This is a genomic window from Legionella pneumophila subsp. pascullei (assembly GCF_900637585.1).
GTDB lineage: Bacteria > Pseudomonadota > Gammaproteobacteria > Legionellales > Legionellaceae > Legionella > Legionella pascullei.
This window is the reverse complement of record NZ_LR134380.1, coordinates 2539792-2564058: the sequence shown is the minus strand read 5'-3', so window position 1 is coordinate 2564058 and position 24267 is coordinate 2539792. Positions and strand designations below refer to the sequence as shown.

Sequence of the window (24267 nt, the reverse complement as noted above, 5' to 3'; positions counted from 1 at the left end):
TTGGTAGTTGAAAAAATTATTGGTCACCGGGGAGCATCGGGCTATGCTCCGGAAAATACGATGGCGGCTTTTAATAAAGCATTGTCTCTAGGTTGCCGTTTCATTGAATTTGATGTGATGTGCAGCCTTGATGGTGAACCTTTTGTCATTCATGATGACAATTTGAAACGGACCACGAATGGAAAAGGAGAGGTGGGGCTGATGGAGGCAGATTATCTTCACAGTCTTGATGCCGGCTGTTGGTATTCAAAACAGTATAAGGGAGAAAAAATCCCACACTTTACTGACGTGTTAAAGTGGTTGTCTTTTTCCGGTGTCCAGGCGAATATAGAAATAAAACCTTATCCCGGAACTGTTGAGCAAACCACTGTAGCGGTGCTAAGTCATATCCATCGCTATTGGCCTCAAAATAAAGAATTACCTCTCGTTTCCTGTTTTGAATGGGATGCTTTGGTGTTATGTCGCAGTATTGCTCCAGAAATGCCTTTGGGGTTATTGCTGCATGAGTGGGATAATGACTGGTTACAGAAAGCGAAACAATTGGAATGTTACTCAATACATTTTAACAGAAAGATATTAACCGCTGATCGAGTGAAGGCAGTCAAAAATCAAGGGTATGTGGTATGCGCCTATACTGTAAACCGTAAACGTTTGGCCAAAAAGTTATTTGATTGGGGTGTTGATGCACTCTTTAGTGATTATCCAGACCTGTTAAAATGAAAATACTCTTTTTGTTTTTGTTAATTTTTCTAAGTATCATGCCTGCTCAGGCCAAACCAGTTGAGCTGGTTTTTTGGCATGCGATGGCCGGGCATTTGGGTGATGAAGTCCGCTTGCTCGCTGATGATTTTAATAAAAGTCAGAGTGAATACCGAGTCAAACCGATTTACAAAGGAAACTATACGGAAACTCTCACCAATTTTGCTGCTGCATTCAGAGCTCGCCAGGCGCCATCAATAGTTCAAATTTTTGAAGTGGGTACTTCAATCATGTTAACTCCTACCGGCGTGATCAAACCCGTTGATTTGTTAATGGGAGAGCAGGCTATCAGTTTGCCTAAAGAAGATTTTATTCAATCAGTGCGTGAGTTTTATAGCAGAGATGGGCAATTAATGGCGATGCCTTTCAATCTCTCGGCACCAGTTCTATACTATAATGCTGACATTTTGGCCAAGGTGGGATATGGCAAACATAACTTCCCTCAAACCTGGTCAGCAATGGAAATAATGGCAGAAAAAATTAAAAAAGCGGGTTATGATTGTACTTATACCACGGCTTATCCTGGATGGGTGTTATTTGAATCTTTTCTTGCTATCCATGGATTGCCCATAACTCAAGGTAATCCTGCTCGTGCTGCTTTCCATACTCCCCAATTAATGGCTCATTTTCAACGACTAAAGCGCTGGCATGATTTGCATTATTTTCGTTATGGCGGCCGTGTCGATGATGCCACTATTTTATTTACCAGTAGTGTCTGCCCTCTGTTTAGCCAATCATCGGGTGCTTATAACAGTTTGTCTGCCCTTGTTCCATTTCATTTGGGTGTTGCAACGATGCCTTTGGATACTGAAGCTAGTTTGATAAGACATGCTAATGTGGCAGGGGGCGCTGCTCTATGGGCTGTCGGAGGACAAACAGAAGAGCAATATCGAGGAATTGCAAGATTTTTTGCATTCATTGCAAAACCGGAAGTGCAAAAGCGTTGGCATGAGCACACAGGTTACCTGCCCTTGGGGTTAAAAGGAATTTACGCTAACATTGTGCAATCAAGTCAACATCCTACTTTATTATTAGCCAGAACAGATCTGGAAGACAATTTGCCTGAGAAACCGTATAAACACATGGGACCACAAAATCAAATTCGTGGAATTAATGATGAAGTTCTGGAGGCAATGTTTGCAGATTTGATGAGCCCTGAAGAAGCACTGAACGAGGCAACAATCAGAGCGAATCATATCCTCTTGCGTTTTGCCAGAAACACTCAGAGAGAAAAGGTAGTTGATGATAACGTGAGCAGGGGTTTGGGTTAAGATTTTTTGATTAATCGGTTTGGCTAGCAAAGCTAGAAAAATGCGAACCTGGTTTGGGTAGAAAAGAGCATGGGCATCTCTTTCATGAAGGTTCTTATCAATTAGGTGATGCATATTTTTTTAACTTGTTTCAAAGGATGAAATGATGATTATTAGATTCTCAAAGGTGTTGCTTGTTGTTGCGGTTTCTTTTTTTTGTTTACTTACTGCATTTGGAAACATCACGGATTACTCTGCCAATTTTCCTGCTGTAGTAAAAGTATTAACCATGAGCGATGTATTTCCTAATTCCACAATTACTTATCGAGCAATTACTAGTCCTGCCCTGCATTATGTTGCATTTATTATCATTGTTATCCTGGAACTATTAACCGCCATATTTTGCGGAATTGGTGCGTGGAAATTGTTTAAGGCAAGAAATGAAAGTGCTTCTGTTTTTAATCATTCCAAGAATTGGGCTATCGGAGGCCTCACGTTGGGCTTTGTAACCTGGCAAGTGATTTTTATGTCCATAGGAGGGGAATGGTTTGGTATGTGGATGTCTCCCATGCTCAACTCAGCTCTTACCACAGCTTTCCATATCTTCATTACTATTTTAGCCGTGATGATTTATTTGGTGATTAAGGATGAATAAGTAAACATCGGAGATTAATATTGATTTGGTTGGAGGCAAAACATCAGACCAAAATAATTTTTGGTCTGATGTGTCATGGTTTATTGATTTAGATGGTTTGTAAATTCGGATATAATCTCTGTGAACTTTCTTCTACTTCGACTTCTTTATTGCGTACTGATGAAGTGGAGTTTGAAGTTTTACTGAAAAACCGAATAGTATCTTTTTGATTTTGATCATGTTCGTTAATCTTATCTAAAGACTCGAATTCATCAAAACAATCTAAAAATTTGCTTGCTGTACTGACTGTCATCAAAAAGGTAGACAAGGAGACGGTAATACCCAGGATAGGCTCGCAAAAAGTTAAGGGGATACCTACTGATACACAAGCCAAATAACTGAAAAATGCTGCAGCAGCCCAGAACATCAGTTCACAGACTTTAAAGAAATTGGCGATAATAACATCAGCCTGCTTGGATTCTGTCGTATCTTTTATTGTTTCAATTGCTTTATCAGCGTTGATTTGACCAGACTTTACCTGTGAGACCAACGAGATGAAATTTTCATATTCTTCTATGGCTTCGATACCATCGTCTTCATTATCAGTTTTATTGAAAGCTGAATTATAAAAATACTTGATTTGATTTAACTGATGGAGAAATTTTCTTGATAATTCCTGGCCATTAAAAAGTTGATTTAATTGTGTATCACAATTTTGCAAGCGTTTTTCCAAGAGCCGGGCATTGTTGTAAGAAGGCATAGTTTACCTCAATTATAATTATAAATTTAAAATCCTGTTGATTTATAACGAATTATTGGATTATATATAACCAATGTGGCAGCATAATACCATATTTTAAAGAAAATTAAAGTTTAACTTATCAAGAATGTTTTTTACAAAAACATAAAGTCATAAGCTTTGTTTTATTGCATCATACAAGCTGGTAAAACGGATATCTTTACCCAATATAGTTTTTAACAAGTCAATCTTCAGTCGTTTGGAAGCTTGCATAAACTCTCTTTTCATAGGGCTCGCTTTTTCCCAAGCTTGGTCAAAAGGTTCATAGGGAGCGGATTCAATTCCTAATACGCTTGCTACTGTTTGTTGAAGTTCGCCCATGGGCGTTGGGTTGCCATCGGCAACATTGTATACAGCCGATGGCGTTTGTTTTTGGCCAAGTAAATAAGCAATTAAAGCCAAATCCCTGACAAAAATGTGATTGGTAAAAGGGGCTTCAGTCGATTTTATTATCGGAGTTTTTGATTTGGCTGCATCGACTGGAATTCTTTTGGGTCCGTAGATACCGGCAATACGCAATAAAGAGAGTTCTCTATTGTGTTGCTGGCAATAAGTTAACCATTGTTGTTCGGCATCCAATCGTCTTTGTTGACGTGGAGAATCAATAAGACAAGTTGATAATTCGTCAACCCAGGCTCCTTGGTGGTTTCCGTAGACTCCACTTGAACCAAAGTAAATAATTTTCTTTGCATTTAATGAATTTTGATTTAAAAACTTTTCTAAGAAAGTATCGCAGGTACCTTGAGAAGGAGGTGGAATTAGATAGTAGATAATGGAATCGGGCTCGTTCCAATGAAATGGGTATTCGAGATCATGGGTTATATGATGTAATTTCGAAAGTTCCAATTCCTTTTTTAATTGTCGTGATACTACGGTTACCTGTTGATGATGTTCAAGAAGCTCTTGAGCCAGGTAATAACCACAATAGCCATAACCAAGAATTAAATGATGCATAAGTAGTTCCAATAAATTAAAACTGGTTTATTGTTTAGTCTGAAAGCGACATAAGTTCTGAAAATCACAGCGCTGGCAAATGGTCAGATTTTGAGGGCGTGGCGGACAATGGCCGGACTTAATTTCTTCTGCTAAATGGGTTAATTGTTCTAGCCAACGTTGTCGATACTCTTCCCAATTTTCATCTTCTTTTAAAGTATGAATCTCTTTGGTTTCCCACTTTTCCTCACTAAAGCCACTGAGCTTGATTTTTCCGGTTTTTAATTGAATTAATAACAAAGTATTAATTTGTTCGTTAAGCAGCGCATAAAGTAATAATTGGGGCTCCATCGGTCTTTCTTCATTCCATGGTTTACCGCCAGGAAGAGTACTTTTGTAATCGATGACCCATTGCTTATTACCAACTTCATCCAATCTGTCCACTCTCACTTTAAAATCGAGTCCGGCCAAATTAATCGAATGATTTTCTTCCAAGCCCTTGATTTTAAACGATGGGCGTTGTTTTTCCCACTCCAGGTAAGACAAGATAATTCGTTTTAATCTCATGTATTCAACATTGGCTACCAAGTCAGGAAAAGCGTGGCTATGCCGTTGCTTAATTGGATTCAAAGCGCCCTGTATTACTTCATCAATGCAACGTTCGAGTTCATCGGATTTTAGTTTAATTAATTGTTCCTGATTTTCTAATCTTTGCCAGAGTAACTCCAGGATCTTATGTATCAATTGACCTTTTTCCATGTCATCCATTCCATCTGTAGTTTTTAGGGCAGGATTGGCTTTAAGTCGGTGTTGTGCAAATGCTTTAAAGGGGCATTTGGCTTGATTGCTTAGTAAGCTGGTACCACCAGAAATGGATTCATCGGGCTTGACGGGCACTTCATAGTTTTCTTCAAGAGGAACCAAATCGCTTTGAAAATTTGTTTTATTGTCAGCAGATTGGCTTATGTAAGCAGGATAATGAATAATCAATGAGCAAGGTAAATTAGGTGTGTCGTCCTCAAATTGTGGATAACTAAAAACAGTTTCCAGGCTGCCTCGTTGTAATCTTTGCAATATTTGTTTGGCATACTGGAGTTCTCTTGCGGGGATGCTATGTGGCATACCCAGTTCGCGCTGTAATTCGGCTGGAATAAAGGGAGACAAACGTGTTTGTTGTGGTAAACATTGGTCGGTCAATCCCATGACCCAAAGGCTGTCAAACTCACAACCTGATGCTTCTAACAATCCCAAAATTTGAATTGGCGAGTTACTTTTTTGAGGTTGGAAAATGGTGTTGTCTATGAGTAATTTTAAAGCTTCCAATGCCTCTGTTTGAGTTAAGTCATTGCTTAGCAGACTTAATTGTCTTAATTCGTCAAAAATCATTGTGAAGCGGTTAAAGCATTGATAATCCTCTGAGTTCAAAACATAATCTCCAGGGAACCCCATGCCATTTAACCGTTCCTGAAATAAATCGATCCATTCATCAATGGTTGTTTTTTCAGGGTAAGAATTCATATTTTTTAACAATTCAGCCAGTTTGGGCGTATTGTAGGTAATGTCCTCAATAAATAATTTTGTGGGGAAAGAGTAATCTTGCAATAATTTGCTTTCCTGTAAGTAATGCGATCTTTGAAGAAACTCATCTTTTGCCTTGCTAAGGTAGGGTGATTGGAGTAACAAAGCCGCTTGATGATTATTTAACAGATTGTGATCCAGACTCAGCCAAATGAAAGCATGAGAGATCAAGTGAAAAGCACTTAATGGTTTGCCTAAAGAAATATTAAATAAATTGGGATCAAAACAGTCGCGTAAAATTCGTTTCAGAACCGGTGATTCCTGTTCAAGGTTAGGGACAACAACTCCAATTTGCTTTTTTCCTTGTTGAATTTTTTTTTCTAACCAAGTCATCAATCCTTGATATTCTGTTCTTTTATCTTTAGCTGAGAAAACTGTAGGGATTACCTGATTTTCTTTTAAATCATAAGTATATTGGGTTATTCCCTGCGTGTTGAAATAATTTTGCAGGGATAATTGCTGTGGATTAAAGTCATCAAAGCACATCCAGACAATAGTTTTTACTAATCCCTGATAATTGGAATCAAGCAGGAAAGGAATTAATTGATGCTGATGAATAGCAGGGATTTCTTTAAGTGTTTTATTAAAAGATTGCCACCATTGTTGAAATTGTTGCGTTTGTGGTGTGTAGTGAAAAGCAGGCTCTTCAGGTGTAAGTTGCCATTGCTCACAGTATTCCCATGCTTGTATTATTGTTTTAAGCAAACCTTGCGTATAAAGAATATCAGGATGAGATTTAATCAGTTTTCGCCATAAATGTTGGCATTGTGCCGAGTTTAAAAGTATGGGATGTTTCAGATCTGGTTTTTGTAATTTGAGTTGTTCATAAGATTTAACCAGGAATGTATTAAAAGGCAAACACCTTGGCTTAATAATCGTTTTTCTGGAACAATAAGAGAAGTAATTCTGAAGAATTGCCCCGCTTAATCTATTGTTAGGAGTAATAACGATCGCTCCTTGAGACAATAGATTATAAAGCTCATCTGATTTAAGCTCATCGGTGAACTTTATGGGGGTGTCCTTCTGATTTACTTTTTGCCAATGCATGTTTGTGTTTGTTTTGACGTCGAGTTTGGGTATGCAGAATATCGTATACCAATTGCCCTCTTAAATACATAGCAGCAAGCCCGGATGCGACAGCCAGCAAAATACCAAAAAGCACATAACTATAAGCCAGAACAACCAGGTAGAACAAAACCATCCTACTTAAATCGGTTACTTCAAAAAGCTTGGCATTAGCTTCTGACATCAAGAAGACAAGGCCAAGATCGAAGACGGGTAGTGAGGCGATAACCATACTGAATCCCAACCAAAAGGTTTTTCTTTTATAAGGTTTTTTACAGTGAACAATGGCTTCTCCAAAAATGGCTCCAGTGCAGGAGGCTACAACCATTCCCAGAATAACCGATTGATAGACTGGGATAATTTCCTCAATTCCAATCGAAGTGAGAAACGCATTGATCAGTATCGTGCCAACGACTGATAACAAACCAAAATATATTGCTGATAATAATCGAGGATTTGAGATCGAAAGTGCTGGATCTTGTGTGTTCATGATGCACCTGACAATGAGTTCTATATGATAAATATTAGTACATTATTTTAATAATGTGGACTTAAGTTTTATTAATTTTCTATTGGGCTCTGTTAAATTAAATACTTTTGAAAAAGCAGGATAGGGAAAATGGAGATCAAATCGGAGTTCTCAAAATAGACTATAAATAGAGTAAGTTAGATTAATGACTTCGAGATTATAATGAACTCAATTCTTTTTAAAAATGCTAATGTTATTTTGGGAGAGTCTACAGAGATTCGAAAAAATTTTGATGTTCTGGTACAAAATGATTTGATTTCCCTAGTGTCGCAAACACCGCTTCAACCTCTCGAAGGAATGCGCATTATTGATGTCAAAGGGAAGACATTAATGCCTGGTTTAATCGACGCTCACGCTCATATTACCGGATTGACCCTGAGCCCAAAAAATATCTTCTATTCCGAAGCAGAGATATTTTTGGCTGCCGCTAATTATCTGAAAAATAGCTTGTTTTATGGCTTTACGACTTTACGAGAAGCTGGAGGCGCTGATTTTAGAATAGCGAAATTACTGGATAATAAGAGTATTCCTGGACCTCGATTATTTTATTCCGGCAAAGCATTAACGCAAACGGGTGGAGGAGCTGATTTTAGAAAACCGAATGAACAGATTGATCCTTGCGGGCATATCAGTTCTTTCTCGACGATGTCTGTTATTGCAGATGGGATTGATGAAGTGAGGAGGGCGGCTCGAGAAGAGTTAAGGAAAGGAGCATCACAATTAAAAGTATTTGCTTCAGGCGGGGTTGTTTTCCCTTCCCTTAGCAATCCAACACTGTATGAATATTCCGAGGAGGAATTATCGACTATCGTTGAAGAGGCACGTGCAAGAAATACTTATGTCATGGCTCATGCTTATAGTGATGAATCAGTAAGAAAGTGCATTAAATCGGGTGTGCGTTCCATTGAGCACGCTAATTTTGTAAGCGAACCAACTGTAGAGTTAATGTCGGAAAATGGTGTGTTTTACGATCCGACATTTATTTCATTGGAGCAAAGAATTGAAAGTGCTGAACAAAACCGGTTGTCTGATGTTATTGTCGCCAATTTGAAAAATACTATTGAAAAAGGCAAAAAGGTTTATGAATATGCTTTAAAACATAAGATTCCTATTGCTTTTGGTACAGATTTGTGGGGCCCTGAGGCACAGAGAGATCAGCTAAGAGAATTTGAAATGCGCAAGATGCTTGATTCAGCGGCCAATATCATTCGCTCAGCTACCGTAGTCAATGCAGAATTGTTAATGCAAAAGGGGAAACTTGGCGTCATAAGCGAAGGAGCTTATGCTGATCTGTTAGTGGTAGATGGTAATCCTTTAGTCAATTTAAATGTTCTGCTCCACCCGGATGAAAACCTTAAATTGATTATGAAAGATGGTGTCATTTATAAGAATGAATTATAAAGCATGGTGGTATTACAATAGCTTAATTTCTAAAGGACTTACAAAAAACGCCAAAGTCAAGGCAAAAAATGTTTTTAATGAGGGAGTTTAGATAAACTAAATGACAGAATTAAAACATTTTTTAACGAGGAGATTGGGGTTTTTCCTAAGTCCTGACTGATCTATTTTTTGTGCTAGGACATAGAAATGGAAGCCAATAACTGTTTAATTTTTTCTAAACCAAGTTCGTTCATAGTCGCTATATTTTTTTCTGGTATAGTCTGGGTATCACCATAAGCAGCGATTGCTTTGTCCAGGCTATCTTCTCTTAATAAATGGATCATGGGATAAGGAGAACGATTTGTGTAGTTGGAGACATCATCTGGATGAGTATCAGCAAAATAATAATCCGGGTGGAAAGTAGCGAGTTGGTAAATCCCTTCATAATTTAAGTTTTGAATTAATTGTTCAGCAAGGTTTATGAAATCCAGATAAGAAAAAAAGTCTTTAAACGCTCGAGAAAAAATGAGCAGAGTCGTTTCAACAGCAGGGTTTTCTTCCAGAAATTGAATTTCGGTGATTACATCTTTAAGTGCCTGATGCTTTTTTTGGGTATCTGAAGTCATTATCCTTAATGTGCCTTTATTGACAGGCCCTTTTGCAAAAGGACAAATCGTATGATTGATAATGAATGTCCGCACCCATTTCATGGTGTGTTCTGAAATCAATGGATCATGATATAGCATAGGGCAAGTTGTTTCGAAAAAAAGAATATTGTACCTTGAAGATCTGAAATAACAATTTCTTCTATATGAATATCAAAATCCAGTATACTGGGGTTAAAACAAAAATGGATTTTTGTCATGCAAAAAATATGTCGTTTTATTTTTAAACTGATAGGTTGGAAGATAGTTGGTGAATTACCTAATGAAAAAAAATATATTGTGATTGTTGCTCCTCATACCAGTAATTGGGATTTTGTCATTTGTTTGTGTGCCCGTTTTGTTGTTGGCGTTAAAATCAATTTTTTAGCTAAACATCAGTTATTCTTTTTCCCTTTGAGCTATTTTTTGCGTGCTGTCGGAGGTACTCCTGTTGATCGTTCTAAAAAGGGAAACAGGGTTGAGAAAGTTGTGGAGTTGTTTCGCCAACTTGATGAATTAAAGCTGGGCCTGGCTCCTGAAGGTACCAGAAGTCCAGTGACCAGATGGAAGGAAGGGTTTTATCATATTGCCCGGCAAGCAGGTATTCCTATAGTGATGGTGGGCCCTGATTATTCCACTAAAGAAATCAGAATTCATGAACCTTTTTGGACCACAGGAGATATTAAAAAGGATTTTCAGTACATTATCGAGTTTTTTAGGACGATCAAAGGTTATCGCCCTAAAGAGATACCTGATTATAATCCTAAAGATTCTGATGCCTAAAAATGCTTGCGTAAAATTTCAAGCTCATGATGCATGCGATCGATTTTGTCCAGCAAATCAAGGGCTAAAGCGACTCCAGGCAGGTTAATGCCCAAATCTCTATGTAACCGAAAGGCAGATTCAAGGCGACGCAATTCTTTTTGGCCTAGTGCGATTTTTTGGGGATCGGTTGGTTGATCTGGAAACAAACCTTGTTCGATCATTTCAATGAATAATTCTTCAGGAATATGATATTTCTGGCATACTTCTACAAAAGAAATCGTGGTTGTTTCTTCGATAAGCATGCCTATTAAAAGATTGTCTTTGCCCACGCTTATACTCCCATAGTCTTACGAGGATTGTAAGGCATTATCTCTGCCATTTTTTTATACAAAGCTTTCGCTTCTTCCGTTTGTGCAGGAGGCGTAATAATTTTTAATAGCACATATTGATTGCCAGGGGTTGAGCCGGGTAAACCTCGATTTTTAATTCTGAGTTTTTGTCCGCCTTGTGAGCCTGGTGGGATTTTTAAATCGATTTTTCCTGCCAGGGTAGGGACGACAACCGTAGCTCCTAAAGCAGCCTCCCACGGCGTGATAGGCAGGGTGAGGTAAATATCATTCTCCATGACATCAAATATAGGGTGTTTCATCACTTCGACTGTTAAATAAAGGTCGCCTCGAGGACCTCCACCGCTTCCACTGCCTCCTTGTCCTGCTAAGCGAATTTGTTGTCCTGATTTAACCCCTGCAGGGATTTTAACTTTTAGGGTTTGTATTTTAGTCTCTGGGCCTTGATCAACAGGAACTTGTAAGTTTTTAACCGCTCCATGGTAAGCTTCCTCTAGGCTAATAGTGATTTTGCCATGATAATTTTGACCGGTCATTGGTTGCTGTTGATAGCGAGAGTGCCCAAATAAGGTTTCGAAAAAGTCACTATCAAAATGAAATTCCTGAAATGGTTGTTCTTGAGTTCTTCGTCCGGTAAATCCATGGCTTTGGGGATTGAATTCTTTGTATTTCAGATATTGATCATATTCAGACCTTTTTTTAGGGTCTTTCAGGACTTCATAGGCTTCTGCCATTTCTTTAAATCGTTCTTCCGCATTCGGTTCTTTACTAATATCGGGGTGATATTTGCGGGCTAATTTTCGGTAAGCCATTTTGATGTCCTTTTCAGAAGCATCCTGGCTGACTCCCATTATTTTATAGTAGTCTTTATCCATTTTTATACTCATTACCTATGCCAGTAAAAATACGCCTTTACGTCCTGAGGGCTGTCAAGGTATGCATAGCCATCATTTTTTCTTCATTCGCAGGAATAACAATAACAGAAAAAGGCCGTAGGCATTGTATCCTCTTGAGGATATTTGCTCTGATCAGTTCTGAATTTTCCCCTATTCCTCCTGTGAATACAATACCATCTACTCCATCTAGCGAAATGGCCATCATTCCAATAAATTGGGCTGTTTTTAGGCAAAAATACTCCAAAGCAAATTGAGCGTTTTTATCAGAGCTGGATTGTAATTCTTGCACATTATTGGTTTGCCCTGATAAACCGAGTAAGCCGGATTCGTTATAGAGTAATTCTTCCACCTTGCATGGTGTAAGATTCAATTCTCTTATCATATAAATGATAGCCCCCGGATCCAAACTGCCACACCGCGTTCCCATCGGTAAACCATCGAGAGCTGTCAAACTCATGGTTGTATCGATACTGACTCCTTTATGCATCGCACACAAACTGGCCCCGTTGCCTAAGTGGGCCATAATAATTCGACTGTTAGCCAAATCAGGGTAATCTTGTTTTAGAACAAGAGAAATCCACTCATAAGAAAGGCCATGAAAACCATAACGTCGAATCCCATGTTGTCTTAAATATTCTGGCAAAGCACAGGCAGTGAATAATCGAGTGTGCTGTGCGTGAAAAGCGGTATCAAAGCATGCAATCTGTGGTAATTCGGGCTTAATACGGTTAATTATTTTTATGGCGGCCAAATTATGAGGCTGATGTAGGGGCGCGAGAGAATTCAGTGTTTCCAATTGGCTGATGATTTGCGGGGTAACCAGGACACTCTGAGTGAAGTATTCTCCACCATGAACGACCCGATGGGCGACAGCATGAATTTCCCAGTTTTGTTGCTGTTGGCTAATCCAATCCAGCATGTTATGAATGGCTTGCTCATGCGTTAAATCCTTTTCTAAAGTGATTGGAGTGCTCTGGTGATCAGACGTTGTATTAACTGCTGTAAAAGATGGTTTTCCTCCAATATTAATAATCTTGCCTTTAGCAAGGAGATCAAGTTTCTCGGTATTGGAGAACACTTGGAATTTAACACTGGAGGAACCTGAGTTGATAATTAACAGTGCGGAATACCTCATTTTATTTTGCCTGCTTTACGAGCCGCGGCTATCTTGGTTGCTACAGCACACGACAATAAACGCGTTCTTAATGAATCAGCTCTGCTGGCCAGAATGATAGGGACTCTTGCGCCGAGAACTATTCCTGCTGCGTCAGCATGCCCGAGAAAGGTGAGTTGTTTGGCTAACATATTTCCTGACTCAATATCCGGTACCAACAAAATGTCAGCATCGCCGGCTACAGGAGAAATAATGTTTTTATCCTTACTGGCTTGTTCATTGATGGCGTTATCAAAAGCGAGCGGGCCATCTAGTATGCCATCAATTATTTGACCTCGGTCAGCCATTTTACATAGGATAGCAGCATCAACGGTTGCCTGCATCTTGGGATTCACCATCTCAACGGCTGCAAGGATAGCTACCTTGGGTTTTGTTTCTTCTCCATATAAAACACGCCAGAGATTGATTGCATTTTGACATATATCTGCTTTATCCGCCGCGTTTGGAGCTATATTAATGGCTGCGTCGGTAATGATTAAAGGTTTATGGTAAGTTGGAGCATCCATTACATAGGCATGACTGATGCGGTATTTGGTTCTTAGTCCAGAAGTGGCAGGTACCACTGCAGACATCAACTCATCAGTATGCAGGGCACCTTTCATGATGGAATCTACTTTCCCTGATGCTGCTAATTCAACCGCTTTAAAAGCAGCAGCATCACTGTGTTCTGCGTCAATCATTTCCCAATTGGATAAATCAATTTTAGCTTCATTTGCGGCACATTTGATTTTTGCCATAGGGCCTATTAATACAGGGGTGATTAAGCCAGCTTTGACTGAATCATAAACGGCTTCCAGGACATTAGCGGTGACGGGATGAACGACTGCGGTTTTGATTGGCGGCAAATTGCTGCAAGCTTCAATGATTTTATTAAAATGATCATTGTGATGGATTTGCACCAGAGGTAAAACAGTTCGGGGTACCTTCATTTTTTTAGTCGGAGCAATGACTTTAGCAAGACCTTTAATCACTGTTTCTCCTTTTTGATTCACACCCATACAGTCGAAATGAACAATGGATTTACCTGGGTGCTTGTCACGAACAACAATGGTAATTGTAAGATTGTCTCCAATGCGAACAGGAGTTATAAATTGAATATCTTGTTCTAGGTAGATAGTTCCAGGCCCGGGAAGGACGGTGCCCAGCAGGGTAGAAATTAGAGCCCCAGACCACATACCATGTCCGACTACGCCATGAAATACATCGCTTTTAGCAAATTGAGGATCTACATGAGAGGGATTGATGTCTCCAGACATAGCAGCAAATAAATTAATATCATCCTGAGTTAATGTACGATTTAAGCTCGCCTGACGCCCTAAAGTCAGTTCTTCATAGGTGACATTTTCAAGAAATTCATTATTCATTACTAATCCCTTTATTTTTGTAATACGTATTTTCCAGGAGCATTGGGCAAGTTTTTATCCAGTTTAGGCGCAGGCACCAGTTTTTGGGATGAGTGATTAACTAACCAATCATGCCAGGCAATCCACCAGGATCCTTCTCTTGATTCAGCCTTTTTTAACCAGGTTGTTGGGTCAAGATAGGTTGAATCCATTTTTCTTTCCCTAATACGATAATAACGTCCTTCATGCCCTGGCTCACTGACTATTCCAGCGTTATGGCCTCCATTAGTCAAGACAAAGGTAATATCGGAATTGATCAGCAAATGGGTTTTATATACTGATTTCCAGGGAGCCACGTGATCTTTTTCTGTACTTACGACAAAAGCAGGTATCCGAATATTTTCGCCTACTACAGGTTTCCCGTCCAGAATAAATCGACCTTCGGCAAAATCATTATTAAGGAATAGTTTTTCCAGGTATTCACTATGCATTTTATATGGCATACGAGTTGCATCAGCGTTCCATGCCAGTAAAGGGATCATTCCTCTTTGAGTTCCGTGCATGTAATCCTGAACCATTTTAGACCAAATCAAATCGTATGAACGGAGCATTTGAAAAGTTCCAGACATTTGTTTTGTGTCCAGATATCCTTGCTCCCACATCATACTTTTTAAAAAGGATACTTCACTTTTGGTTATAAAGAGCAGTAGTTCTCCGGCATCAATAAAATCGCCTTGAGCAGCGAGCAAGGATAAGGTTTTAAGACGGTTATCGTGATCATGAGCCATCGCGGCTGCAGTTAAAAGAGCCATTGTGCCCCCAAGACAATAACCCATTAAATGGATTTTGGTATGTGGAATGGTATTGCTCACTGCATTTATTGCATCCATAGCGCCCAATTTATAATAATCATCCAGTCCAAGATTTCTATCTTCTTTAGTCGGATTGCGCCAGGATACAATAAATACGGTATGTCCCTGTCTAACTAGCCAGTTCACTAAAGAATTTTCCGGCAGCAGATCCAGGATATAATACTTCATGATCCAGGCAGGTAAAATCAGGATCGGTTCTTTATATACTTTTTCCGTTTGGGGTGCGTACTGAATTAATTCAATTAAATGATTGCTATAAACAACTTTCCCCTTTGTTATAGCGACTTGTTTCCCCGGGATAAAATTCTCAACACCGGCAGGAGGAGAACCTGTTATCTTTTCTACAAAATCCTGAAAGGCAAGTTCTGTTCCGCGAATTAAATTTTGCCCGTTCGAGCGAATTGTTTCCTGGAGCAAATCAGGATTAGTCCAAATAAAATTGGATGGTGATAAGGCATCAAGAATCTGTCTGGTGGAAAAGGTTACCGTTCTTTTGACATGAAGTGGTATACCTGGAACTTTGCTTGAGGCTTGTAAACACCAATCTTCGAATTGGAGAAATTGCTCAGCCCAAAGCCGCCAGGGATAATAGCTCCAGTTCTCAGTATGAAAACGGACGTCTTTGCCATCTCTGGGATTGTCATACTTGAAAAGGTTGGAAAGATAATCGTTAGCATGCAACAGCGGATAATAAGCCAGCCTTAGCATTGACCCAGGTGATTGTAACAGTTGAGCAAACCAGGAGTAATAGGCTGTACCCAGTGCGGCAGGACTTATACCGGCAGTTAACTTTCCCAGATTAGCCTGGTATAACTTATCAATGAATCTGAAAATGGGATCGGATTGTTCAGGAGCAGGTATTTGTTCTAGTGGGCTTAGGATTTCTTTTTTTGAGGAGGCAGGCATTTCGTTTGTTTTATTGATAGGTTTTTCAGTTGTTTTTTTCATACCTTGCATCCTGTAGGTGTTTGATTTATAAAAAATAGTATAGCAGCATTCCATAAATAACAATTCAATCTGAGTTATCGTTTGAAAAGGCTTAAGTTTATCTTGCTAAATGATGATTCAAATGCATTGACTTTACTGTAGAAACAAGGGGAGTTGTGCTATTATTCGGCTCTTTTAATTCAGTGTAGGTAAATCCACTCTATCTTGGAGATTGTGATGCTAAAATATTTATCCAGTGTAATCATTGTGTTTTTAATTTTGTGTACAGCGGGTTGTCAGACCAATACAGTCAGCAACATGTTTACTCCATCTAATCCATCAGGAATGACTTTGGCTCAGTCGGTAAAAAATTCACTAATGGAAAGCAATGATCCTGTGATCAATCAAATTCATGTTGAATCCAATCAAAATGTGGTCATATTAAGTGGTTATGTGAAAAAAATTCGCCAGAGTGATATTGCTGAACAAATTGCCAGACAGGTGCAGGGGGTTCAGTCAGTTGAGAACCATATTATTGTTCGTCCCTAAACGATTTGTCTTAAACAAATTAACTTCCCTTGTCAATGACGTTGATCTTTACGTCATTGACAGCATGACCTCTCATTGTTAGCAGGCTCATTCCTTTTTATTTTCTTTGCCTCTGCAACAAGAACAACAGCTAAAGCAATTATAAAGCCAGGCGATAAGGAATCCCGTGACGAACCCATCAATAAAGCCAATGACACCTCCAATGACGCTTCCCAGGATGGAAGGTTCATAGCCAAGATATAAGGTGGCAATTGCTTCAACAAAAGGTCTGCCATAGGTATAAAAATGGGCGATTAATCCCATGATTAATAAGGATAATCCCCATAAAACTCCTAATGAAAGACCTAGTCCAACAGGACTGATTTTACAACCATTCATGGCAATCTCCTTATTAGCTCTCTAATATAATTATATACCAGTATATCTAATGAAAATTGTGGGTTATAGATTTCAACGTCTACAATTAAATAGTATCCACTTTTTGGATTAAAAGCATGAACTATTTCATTGGCTTATGTCTTGGGTTACTAGGCTCGGTTATTTGCTACGCGGAACCTTATAGCTCTTCTCTTCCAGAAGGATTAATCAAAGTCAATAAAGAAAATAACCCAAAATGCGTGGAATTTGTAACCTATAAAGAAGAACTCTATTGCAGTATTGTCCCTTTGGCTGATTCATCAGTTGATTCACAAGTTATCAATTATGAGAAGCAAATGGTTCGTTTTGATGACAGACCTTGGAAGATTGCTTGGGGAAAGAAAACAGATAAGGTAGTTACCGTTGAATATATTCCTGTTGGAGATGATATAAATAATTGGAAAGAGTTGATTACCACACAATTTATGCCTGGTTTAACTAACATGACGCCAGCTCAGTTTGGAAATGAATTTTTATATAACCTGGATAAATCAGGGGTAAAATATACGGTCAATGTCATTGAAGAAAAACCCGATCTGCTCATTTTTGAATTTAAAGTTCAAGAACCTGCTAATCTGCAACAAGACGAAATTTTGAAAATTACCAAGGGCAAGGATGGAATTTATGTACTTCATTATGCAATTAAAGAATCGGATATGACTAAAGAGAATCGGGACAAATGGGTAAAAAACTTGAAAAACAGTTTTATAAAAGCATCCACACCATAAGCGCAAAGGAATGGGCGGAATAAATATTGACAATTTGAAACTCCAAATGACTTAAAATAAATTGGCAATAGGTCGTGTTATTCATTACAGTACTGATAATGACATACAACAAGGTATTATTATGAAATTGTCTTTTTTAGGTGCCACTGGTACGGTTACCGGTTCTAAGTACCTGGTAGAATCAAATAATAAAAAGATTTTAGTAGATTGCGGACTTTTCCAGGGATTAAAAGAATTAAGACTTAGAAACTGGTCCCCCCTTCCTGTATCTCCCAAATCGATAGATGCCGTTGTTTTGACCCACGCACATATTGATCATAGCGGTTATTTGCCATTATTGGTGAAACAAGGATTTAAGGGCCGCATCTATGCAACTGCTGCAACAACCGATTTATGTTCTATCTTACTGCCTGATAGTGGTTTTTTGCATGAGGAGGATGCCAAAAGAGCCAATAAATACGGATACAGTAAGCATCATCCGGCTTTACCTTTATATACTCAGGAAGATGCAAATAATACTTTAAAGTATTTTGAATCTGTAGAATATGACACAAGCTATCCTTTAATGGATGATTGCGAAGTGAGCTGGCATAGGGCAGGGCATATATTAGGATCTGCGTTTATTCAATTCCAAACAAAGCAAATCAAGTTATTATTTAGTGGTGATATAGGAAGACTCAATGATCCTGTTATGAAGCCTTCCGCGTTAATGAACTCTGCCGATTATTTGGTGATTGAATCAACCTATGGGAATCGCTTGCATGATAAAACCGATCCTTTAGCGTTTATAGCCGACATAGTCAATACGACTTGCAAAAGAGGGGGAACAGTACTAATTCCTGCTTTTGCAGTCGGTAGAGCACAAACTATGTTGTATTATTTGTATATTTTAAAACAAAAAAAATTAATTCCGGATATTCCAGTCTATCTGGATAGCCCTATGGCTATTAATGCCACTGAATTATTATTAAAACATCATAACGAGCATCGCTTAAGTGCAGAGGAGTGTCGAGCTGTTTGTCAAATAGCGACTTATGTCCATACCCCTGACGAATCAATGGCAGTGGATTGGGAACATGGCTCTAAAATTATTATTTCCGCAAGTGGTATGATGACTGGAGGCAGGGTTTTGCATCATTTGAAGGTATATGCTCCTGATGCTGCAAGCACTATCCTTTTGACCGGATTCCAGGCTGTTGGCACGAGAGGTGAAAAAATGTTAAATCACGAACCGACCGTTAAAATCCATGGTGATGATTATCCAGTCAGAGCCCAGGTAGCAATGCTAACCAATACCTCCGCTCATGCAGATTATGAGGAAATACTAACTTGGCTAAAACATTTTGAGAAAGCCCCAAAGAAGGTTTTTATTACCCATGGCGAGCCTCAAGCGGCATTGGGATTAAAGGGACATATTGAAACGGAACTAGGATGGAATTGCAAGATACCTGACTATCTTGAAAAGGTAAATTTGGATTAATGAATCCCCAAAATAATATTTGATTTAATATTTTGAATAAGAGCTAAAGATAGTTAGAAAATTAGGAACAATCATATTGATTTAACTGGCTCCCGAGCCTGTTTGACTAAATGGCCGGGTTTTGATGATATAAAGTATTTTCAGAAACTCGTGGTGTGCTCAAATATATTTACTTAACTATTTGAAAAAATAATTATTTATCGGTTTGGATAATCTTGACTTTTCTGATTATTGATTCTTAAAATGCTATTGGCAAAACGATTGATATTTGCCGGGTTTATAATCATTTTCATTTAATTAAAAAGGGAATTGCTATGAATAAATTACAATTAACAGGTGCTGCTTTAGCTGTTGGCGCTGCTTCTATGTTTGCTTTGGCTCCTGCATTTGCTGTTGATGCTACAGCTACCACTATTCACTGTAAAGGTGTTAATGCTTGTAAAGGTCAAGGCAGCTGTAAAACTGCTGATAACGCTTGCAAAGGTCAAAATTCTTGCAAAGGCAAAGGCATTCTTGAGATGTCTAAAGAAGATTGCGAAAAACAAGGTGGTACTGTTGCTGAGTAATAGCAATTAATTTCAGTCGCATCTTACCAGGCATGGAGAAGAAACATGCCTGGTCCCCATTCTATTTTATGGTCTACTATGGAAGTATTCCCCAATAAATTAGCTCAAAAATTACCATATTTAGGTTTTGGTCTAGGATTACGGCCAAATTATTATGAAGAAATCCTGACGAGCAAACCTGATTTGGATTGGTTTGAAATATTAACTGAAAATTATTTAATTCCCGGAGGCAAGCCCCTCTATTATCTGGACAAAATTCGCGAACACTATCCTATTGTCATGCACGGTGTTTCTCTTTCCCTGGGAACTACTGATCCTTTGGATTGGGATTATTTAAAGCAGGTACAAGAATTAGCCTCCCGTATTGAACCAGCCTGGATTTCAGATCATTTATGTTGGACTGGCGTTCATGGATTAAATACACATGATTTATTACCGGTTCCCTATACAACTGAAGCTATTCAGCACATAGTATCCCGTATTCAAGAAATACAAGATTTCTTAAAACGTCCTTTTTTGATTGAAAATGTATCAAGTTATCTTACATACAAACAGTCAGAAATGTCAGAATGGGATTTTATTCTGGAAATAGTAAAACAATCGGGCTGTTATTTGTTATTGGATGTTAACAACGTTTATGTCAGTTCATTCAATCATAATTTCGATCCAATGGATTATATTAATTCCATGCCGCTTGGAAGAGTAGCTCAAATCCATTTGGCGGGTCACACTAATCACGGTGATTACATTATAGACACCCACAATGCTCCTGTAATTGAGCCAGTTTGGGATCTTTATGAAGCTACCATACAGAGACTTGGTCCTGTATCAACTATGATTGAGCGTGATGATAACATGCCAGATTTTAGCGAGCTTTTATGTGAAATTAATCATGCAAAACACCTTGCCATACAAGCTGCAAAAGAAAAGGTAGCCGTATGAATTCCCTCTTGACCTTACAATCCCAATTTCAAGAATTCATTTATTCCGGACAGGACTCAATTAAAGAATCCATAGTGCCAACAAAGTTGGTTTCATCAGAAACTCGTTTGAATATTTATAAAGACGGTTATCGATTGAGATTGATTGAATGTTTAGCGGCAAATTACCCCGCTTTATATGCATATTTAGGTACCAAGGAATTTGAAAAGTTAAGTACTCGTTATATTGATTCTTACCCATCTCCTTACCGTTCAATCCGATGGTATGGTGATAGATTGCCTGAATTGATAAAAAAGTACTATGCGAAGTCTTGCTATTATTTGTATGAACTGGCTGAACTGGAATGGAAAATGACCTTAGCCTTTGATGCTGCAGATAATACGGTGCTTAATGTAGAAGAGATGGCAACAGTGCCACCTGAATCCTGGGCAGAGATGGGGTTTGTGCTTCATTCATCAGTCCATAGGCTTAATTTTTATTGGAATGTTTTTCCATTGTGGCAAGCTCTGGTCAATAACCTTGAGATTCCAGAATTGAACGAGGGTTCTGCTGCTACTGGCTGGGTGTTATGGCGAGGTCAAAATTATACTATTCAATATTACAGCTTGTCGGAAGAAGAGGCCTGGGCTTTAGACGCTCTGATTCAGGGAGCCTCTTTTGGGGTACTTTGTGAGGGATTATGCCAGTGGATACCTGCTGAAGAAGTCGGAATGAAAGCAGCGTCTTATTTAAAAAACTGGATTCAAAATGGGTTATTGTCTCAGTGTCGTCTTCATCATAATTAGGCATTGAGAAATAAAAAAGCTTACATTGACAGAACGACATAAGGATATGCCATGTTAAACCCAAGAGAGGTCAGGACCATAGAAGATGCAAAACGCATCGTGGAAGAAAGACAATTGACTCATATTAAGGTTGGTCTTTTTGATATCGATGGTGTTATGCTGGGCAAATATATGAGCCGGAACAAGTTTTTTTCGGCTTTGGAGCATGGTTTTGCTTTTTGTGATGTCATTTTAGGATGGGATTCTAAAGATAAGCTCTATGATAATGTGAAATATACTGGTTGGCATACAGGTTATCCTGACGCCTCAGTGCGAATTATTCCCTCAACTTGTCGAGAAATAATATTTGAAGAAAATCAGCTGCTGTTTATGGCTGAATTTTCACAAGCAGCAGAAGCCATTTGTCCACGCGGGATCTTGCGTCGTGTGATCAATAAAGCAGCGGGCATGGGGTATGATGTTTATGCCGCATTAGAATATGAATTTTTTGTATTTGATGAAACGCCTGACAGTGTGCGTGCGAAAGGATTTCGTAACCTGAAGCCTATTACTCCTGATAATTTTGGTTACTCGATTATTCGAAATACAGTCCACGCTGAATTTTATCATCAAATTCTCACTATGGCAGAAAAAATGGATTTCCCTATTGAAGGTTTACATACCGAAACAGGCCCGGGAGTCCTTGAGGCCGCAATAGCCGTTGATGAGGCTGAGGCAGCGGGAGATAAAGCGGCCTTATTTAAAACATTTATGAAAATTCTCGCGCAACGCAATAATAAAATAGCAACTTTTATGGCTAAATGGTCAGGAGATTACCCTGGACAAAGTGGTCATATTCATCTGTCTTTACGAGATAGAGATGGCGGTAAATCTGCATTTTATGAATCGGGCAGAGAATATAACATGAGCAAAACTCAACGCCATTTTTTAGCCGGGCAACAAAAGTTAATGCCTGAATTTCTAGCTATGTTATCGCCGACTGTGAATAGCTATTCCAGATTAATTCCTGGCTATTGGGCACCAACAGAGGCAACCTGGGGTGTTGAGAACCGTACCACCGCTTTACGAGTCATTCCAGGTAATGACAAGTCGCAACGTATTGAATATCGCTTGGGTTCTGCAGATGCCAATCCTTATCTGGCATTGGCTGCTGCAATAGGATCAGGATTATATGGCATTGAGAATAAGTTAGAGCCTGATATTCAGGTAAAAGGGAATTCCTACGAACAAAATCATAGCCCTGACTTGGCATTGCCGCGCACATTATGGGAATCGGCACAAAGTTTAAAAAACTCGTCAGCTGCTTATGAATTATTTGGTCAGGAATTTGTTGAGCATTTTGCTGCTTCAAGAGAATGGGAAGAGAGAGAATTTAGAAAACATATCACTGATTGGGAACTGGATAGGTATTTTGAAATTATTTAATTGAAACGACAGATTTTATAAAACTTATGGATTAAAAATGATTGCTACCTTAAAAACCTATTCTCCTGTAGATAACTCTCTTTATGTTGAAAGAGAATATGCGAATCAAGAAGAGATAAAATTTGTTTTAAGCAAAGCACAAGCGGCCAAAAATCTATGGTCTTTGTCTTCTTTGGCAGAACGTCAGGAATATTGTTTGGCTGCTGTCAATGAGATTGTCGCTAATAAAGTAGCTATTGCAGAGGAAATCTGTTGGCAAGTGGGAAGACCAATTCGCTATGCTGAGGGTGAAATCAATGGGTTTGAAGAGAGAGCAAGATATATGATTGCACAGGCCGAACCCTCTCTGGCTTCTGTGGAATTACCTGAAAAAGAAGGTTTTATAAGATACATCAAACGAGAACCGTTGGGAGTTATCCTGGTTATAGCGCCGTGGAATTACCCCTATCTCACAGCGGTCAATGCCATTATTCCTGCACTTATGGCAGGTAATGTTGTGATTTTGAAGCATTCCGCGCAAACGCCATTAGTAGCTGAACGTTTCGATCAAGCATTCAAAAAAGCAGGTTTACCCAAGGGAGTTTTTCAATATTTGCATTTGACGCATGAGGACACAGAGTCCGTCATAAGATCACCAGTGGTTAATTCTGTAGCTTTCACGGGTTCAGTTGCCGGCGGTGAAAGAGTAGAACAGATAGTGGCAGGGCGTTTTATTCCGGTGAATTTGGAGTTAGGTGGAAAAGACCCGGCTTATATCAGGGCAGATGCTGATTTGAACCATACGGTAGAAACAGTCATAGATGGTGCATTTTTTAATTCAGGTCAATCCTGTTGTGGTATAGAAAGGATTTATGTTCATAAAGAGATATACGAAAAATTTCTTAGTAAAGCGGTTAATTTGATTAGACAATATAAATTGGGACGACCTGATAACCCTGAAACCACTCTTGGTCCACTCGTACGCGCTTCATCAGCTGACTTTGTCAGAGAGCAAATCAAAGAAGCGATAGCCCAAGGAGCAATAGCCCATATAAATACCAAGGATTTTGCAATGGATAGGCCTGGTACGCCGTATCTGGCGCCGCAAATCTTAACCGACGTTAACCATCGCATGCGAATTATGACAGAAGAAACTTTTGGTCCAGTCGTAGGGATTATGTCGGTTGATAGTGATGAAGAAGCAATCGAAAAGATGAATGATAGTGATTATGGTTTGACTGCTGCTGTGTTTACTCAGGATATTCATCAAGGGATAGCAATTGGCGAGCGATTACAAACGGGTACTTTTTTTATCAATCGTTGTGACTATCTTGATCCGGGTTTGGCCTGGACAGGAGTAAAAAAATCAGGCAGGGGTTGCACCTTATCCACCATAGGCTATGAGTATTTAACACGCCCCAAATCATTTCATATTAGAACTAGAATTGAGATTTAAAGCCTGGTAGACACCATTTCTTATGTTTTAAAGCTCAAAATGAAA

At 38.9% G+C, this 24267-nt stretch carries 24 protein-coding genes; 13 read left to right on the top strand and 11 right to left on the bottom strand.

Annotated features, from left to right (window positions below; translation table 11 throughout):
- From ugpQ to EL201_RS11400, 3 genes are all read left to right on the top strand, one after another.
- Positions 1-720 carry a glycerophosphodiester phosphodiesterase gene (gene ugpQ, locus EL201_RS11410; RefSeq protein ID WP_027222375.1) on the top strand — a complete coding sequence of 240 codons (720 nt, stop codon included), beginning with the start codon at positions 1-3 and terminating at the stop codon, positions 718-720.
- Positions 717-2030: an extracellular solute-binding protein gene (locus EL201_RS11405; protein ID WP_027222374.1), complete on the top strand. Its 1314-nt coding sequence runs from the start codon at positions 717-719 to the stop codon at positions 2028-2030. Before ugpQ ends, EL201_RS11405 begins: the two co-directional genes overlap by 4 nt.
- Positions 2031-2175: 145 nt before the next feature.
- A complete protein-coding gene (locus EL201_RS11400) occupies positions 2176-2664 on the top strand; it encodes a DUF2165 family protein (RefSeq protein WP_027222373.1) in 489 nt (162 codons plus the stop codon).
- A gap of 88 nt (positions 2665-2752) precedes the next feature.
- Here the strand turns inward: EL201_RS11400 and EL201_RS11395 are convergent, their stop codons facing one another.
- The 4 genes from EL201_RS11395 to EL201_RS11380 all read right to left on the bottom strand — a co-directional run bounded on the left by EL201_RS11395 (position 2753) and on the right by EL201_RS11380 (position 7508).
- A complete protein-coding gene (locus tag EL201_RS11395) occupies positions 2753-3403 on the bottom strand; it encodes a DUF5638 domain-containing protein (RefSeq protein WP_027222372.1) in 651 nt (216 codons plus the stop codon).
- Positions 3404-3553: 150 nt separating this feature from the next.
- Entirely contained in the window at positions 3554-4396 is an 843-nt protein-coding gene (locus tag EL201_RS11390) for an SDR family oxidoreductase (protein WP_027222371.1), read from the bottom strand.
- 27 nt (positions 4397-4423) lie between these two features.
- Positions 4424-7000 carry a PD-(D/E)XK nuclease family protein gene (locus EL201_RS11385; RefSeq protein WP_027222370.1) on the bottom strand — a complete coding sequence of 859 codons (2577 nt, stop codon included), beginning with the start codon at positions 6998-7000 and terminating at the stop codon, positions 4424-4426.
- Complete coding sequence (locus EL201_RS11380; RefSeq protein WP_027222369.1) at positions 6948-7508, bottom strand: hypothetical protein; 561 nt, start codon at positions 7506-7508, stop codon at positions 6948-6950. Before EL201_RS11380 ends, EL201_RS11385 begins: the two co-directional genes overlap by 53 nt.
- A 201-nt stretch (positions 7509-7709) precedes the next feature.
- On the opposite strand from EL201_RS11380, the gene EL201_RS11375 reads away from it, so the two are divergent.
- Positions 7710-8948 carry a metal-dependent hydrolase family protein gene (locus tag EL201_RS11375; RefSeq protein ID WP_027222368.1) on the top strand — a complete coding sequence of 413 codons (1239 nt, stop codon included), beginning with the start codon at positions 7710-7712 and terminating at the stop codon, positions 8946-8948.
- A 173-nt stretch (positions 8949-9121) separates the two neighbouring features.
- Here the strand turns inward: EL201_RS11375 and EL201_RS11370 are convergent, their stop codons facing one another.
- Positions 9122-9673: a DUF1415 domain-containing protein gene (locus EL201_RS11370; RefSeq protein WP_027222367.1), complete on the bottom strand. Its 552-nt coding sequence runs from the start codon at positions 9671-9673 to the stop codon at positions 9122-9124.
- A gap of 117 nt (positions 9674-9790) precedes the next feature.
- On the opposite strand from EL201_RS11370, the gene EL201_RS11365 reads away from it, so the two are divergent.
- Positions 9791-10354: a lysophospholipid acyltransferase family protein gene (locus EL201_RS11365; protein WP_027222366.1), complete on the top strand. Its 564-nt coding sequence runs from the start codon at positions 9791-9793 to the stop codon at positions 10352-10354.
- On the opposite strand, the gene EL201_RS11360 is transcribed toward EL201_RS11365, so the two are convergent.
- Genes EL201_RS11360 through EL201_RS11340 form a run of 5 tightly spaced genes read right to left on the bottom strand, consistent with a single transcriptional unit; the run spans position 10351 to position 15916 of the window.
- Positions 10351-10665 carry a chaperone modulator CbpM gene (locus EL201_RS11360; protein WP_027222365.1) on the bottom strand — a complete coding sequence of 105 codons (315 nt, stop codon included), beginning with the start codon at positions 10663-10665 and terminating at the stop codon, positions 10351-10353. The genes EL201_RS11365 and EL201_RS11360 overlap by 4 nt on opposite strands.
- 2 nt (positions 10666-10667) lie before the next feature.
- A complete protein-coding gene (locus tag EL201_RS11355; RefSeq protein WP_027222364.1) occupies positions 10668-11558 on the bottom strand; it encodes a DnaJ C-terminal domain-containing protein in 891 nt (296 codons plus the stop codon).
- A 37-nt stretch (positions 11559-11595) separates the two neighbouring features.
- Positions 11596-12714 (bottom strand): acetate/propionate family kinase, encoded by a 1119-nt coding sequence (locus tag EL201_RS11350; RefSeq protein ID WP_027222363.1) that lies wholly within the window; start codon positions 12712-12714, stop codon positions 11596-11598.
- The gene (locus EL201_RS11345; protein ID WP_027222362.1) at positions 12711-14117 is read right to left on the bottom strand and encodes a bifunctional enoyl-CoA hydratase/phosphate acetyltransferase; all 1407 of its coding nucleotides are present in this window, start codon (positions 14115-14117) and stop codon (positions 12711-12713) included. The genes EL201_RS11350 and EL201_RS11345 overlap by 4 nt, the downstream gene beginning before the upstream one ends.
- Positions 14118-14128: 11 nt before the next feature.
- Positions 14129-15916, bottom strand: coding sequence for a PHA/PHB synthase family protein (locus tag EL201_RS11340; protein WP_027222361.1), 1788 nt, complete (start codon positions 15914-15916; stop codon positions 14129-14131).
- Positions 15917-16132: 216 nt separating this feature from the next.
- Between EL201_RS11340 and EL201_RS11335 the strand changes: the two genes are divergently transcribed.
- Positions 16133-16444, top strand: a complete 312-nt coding sequence (locus EL201_RS11335) for a BON domain-containing protein (RefSeq protein WP_027222360.1) — start codon at positions 16133-16135, stop codon at positions 16442-16444.
- 87 nt (positions 16445-16531) lie between these two features.
- Here the strand turns inward: EL201_RS11335 and EL201_RS11330 are convergent, their stop codons facing one another.
- On the bottom strand, positions 16532-16822 hold the full coding sequence (locus EL201_RS11330; RefSeq protein WP_027222359.1) for a bacteriophage holin: 291 nt from the start codon (positions 16820-16822) through the stop codon (positions 16532-16534).
- Positions 16823-16938: 116 nt separating this feature from the next.
- Between EL201_RS11330 and EL201_RS11325 the strand changes: the two genes are divergently transcribed.
- From EL201_RS11325 to EL201_RS11295, 7 genes are all read left to right on the top strand, one after another.
- Complete coding sequence (locus EL201_RS11325) at positions 16939-17589, top strand: HI_0983 family protein (protein ID WP_027222358.1); 651 nt, start codon at positions 16939-16941, stop codon at positions 17587-17589.
- A gap of 121 nt (positions 17590-17710) precedes the next feature.
- Positions 17711-19069 carry an MBL fold metallo-hydrolase RNA specificity domain-containing protein gene (locus tag EL201_RS11320; protein ID WP_027222357.1) on the top strand — a complete coding sequence of 453 codons (1359 nt, stop codon included), beginning with the start codon at positions 17711-17713 and terminating at the stop codon, positions 19067-19069.
- Between the two features lie 314 nt (positions 19070-19383).
- Positions 19384-19635 (top strand): BufA2 family periplasmic bufferin-type metallophore, encoded by a 252-nt coding sequence (bufA2, locus tag EL201_RS11315; RefSeq protein ID WP_010947964.1) that lies wholly within the window; start codon positions 19384-19386, stop codon positions 19633-19635.
- A 78-nt stretch (positions 19636-19713) separates the two neighbouring features.
- Positions 19714-20577, top strand: coding sequence for an MNIO family bufferin maturase (gene bufB / locus EL201_RS11310; protein WP_027222356.1), 864 nt, complete (start codon positions 19714-19716; stop codon positions 20575-20577).
- Positions 20574-21362, top strand: coding sequence for an HvfC/BufC N-terminal domain-containing protein (locus tag EL201_RS11305; RefSeq protein ID WP_027222355.1), 789 nt, complete (start codon positions 20574-20576; stop codon positions 21360-21362). The genes bufB and EL201_RS11305 overlap by 4 nt, the downstream gene beginning before the upstream one ends.
- Positions 21363-21413: 51 nt before the next feature.
- Entirely contained in the window at positions 21414-22787 is a 1374-nt protein-coding gene (locus EL201_RS11300; protein WP_027222354.1) for a glutamine synthetase family protein, read from the top strand.
- Positions 22788-22824: 37 nt separating this feature from the next.
- Positions 22825-24222, top strand: a complete 1398-nt coding sequence (locus EL201_RS11295; RefSeq protein ID WP_027222353.1) for an aldehyde dehydrogenase family protein — start codon at positions 22825-22827, stop codon at positions 24220-24222.
- Positions 24223-24267 lie beyond the last annotated feature (45 nt).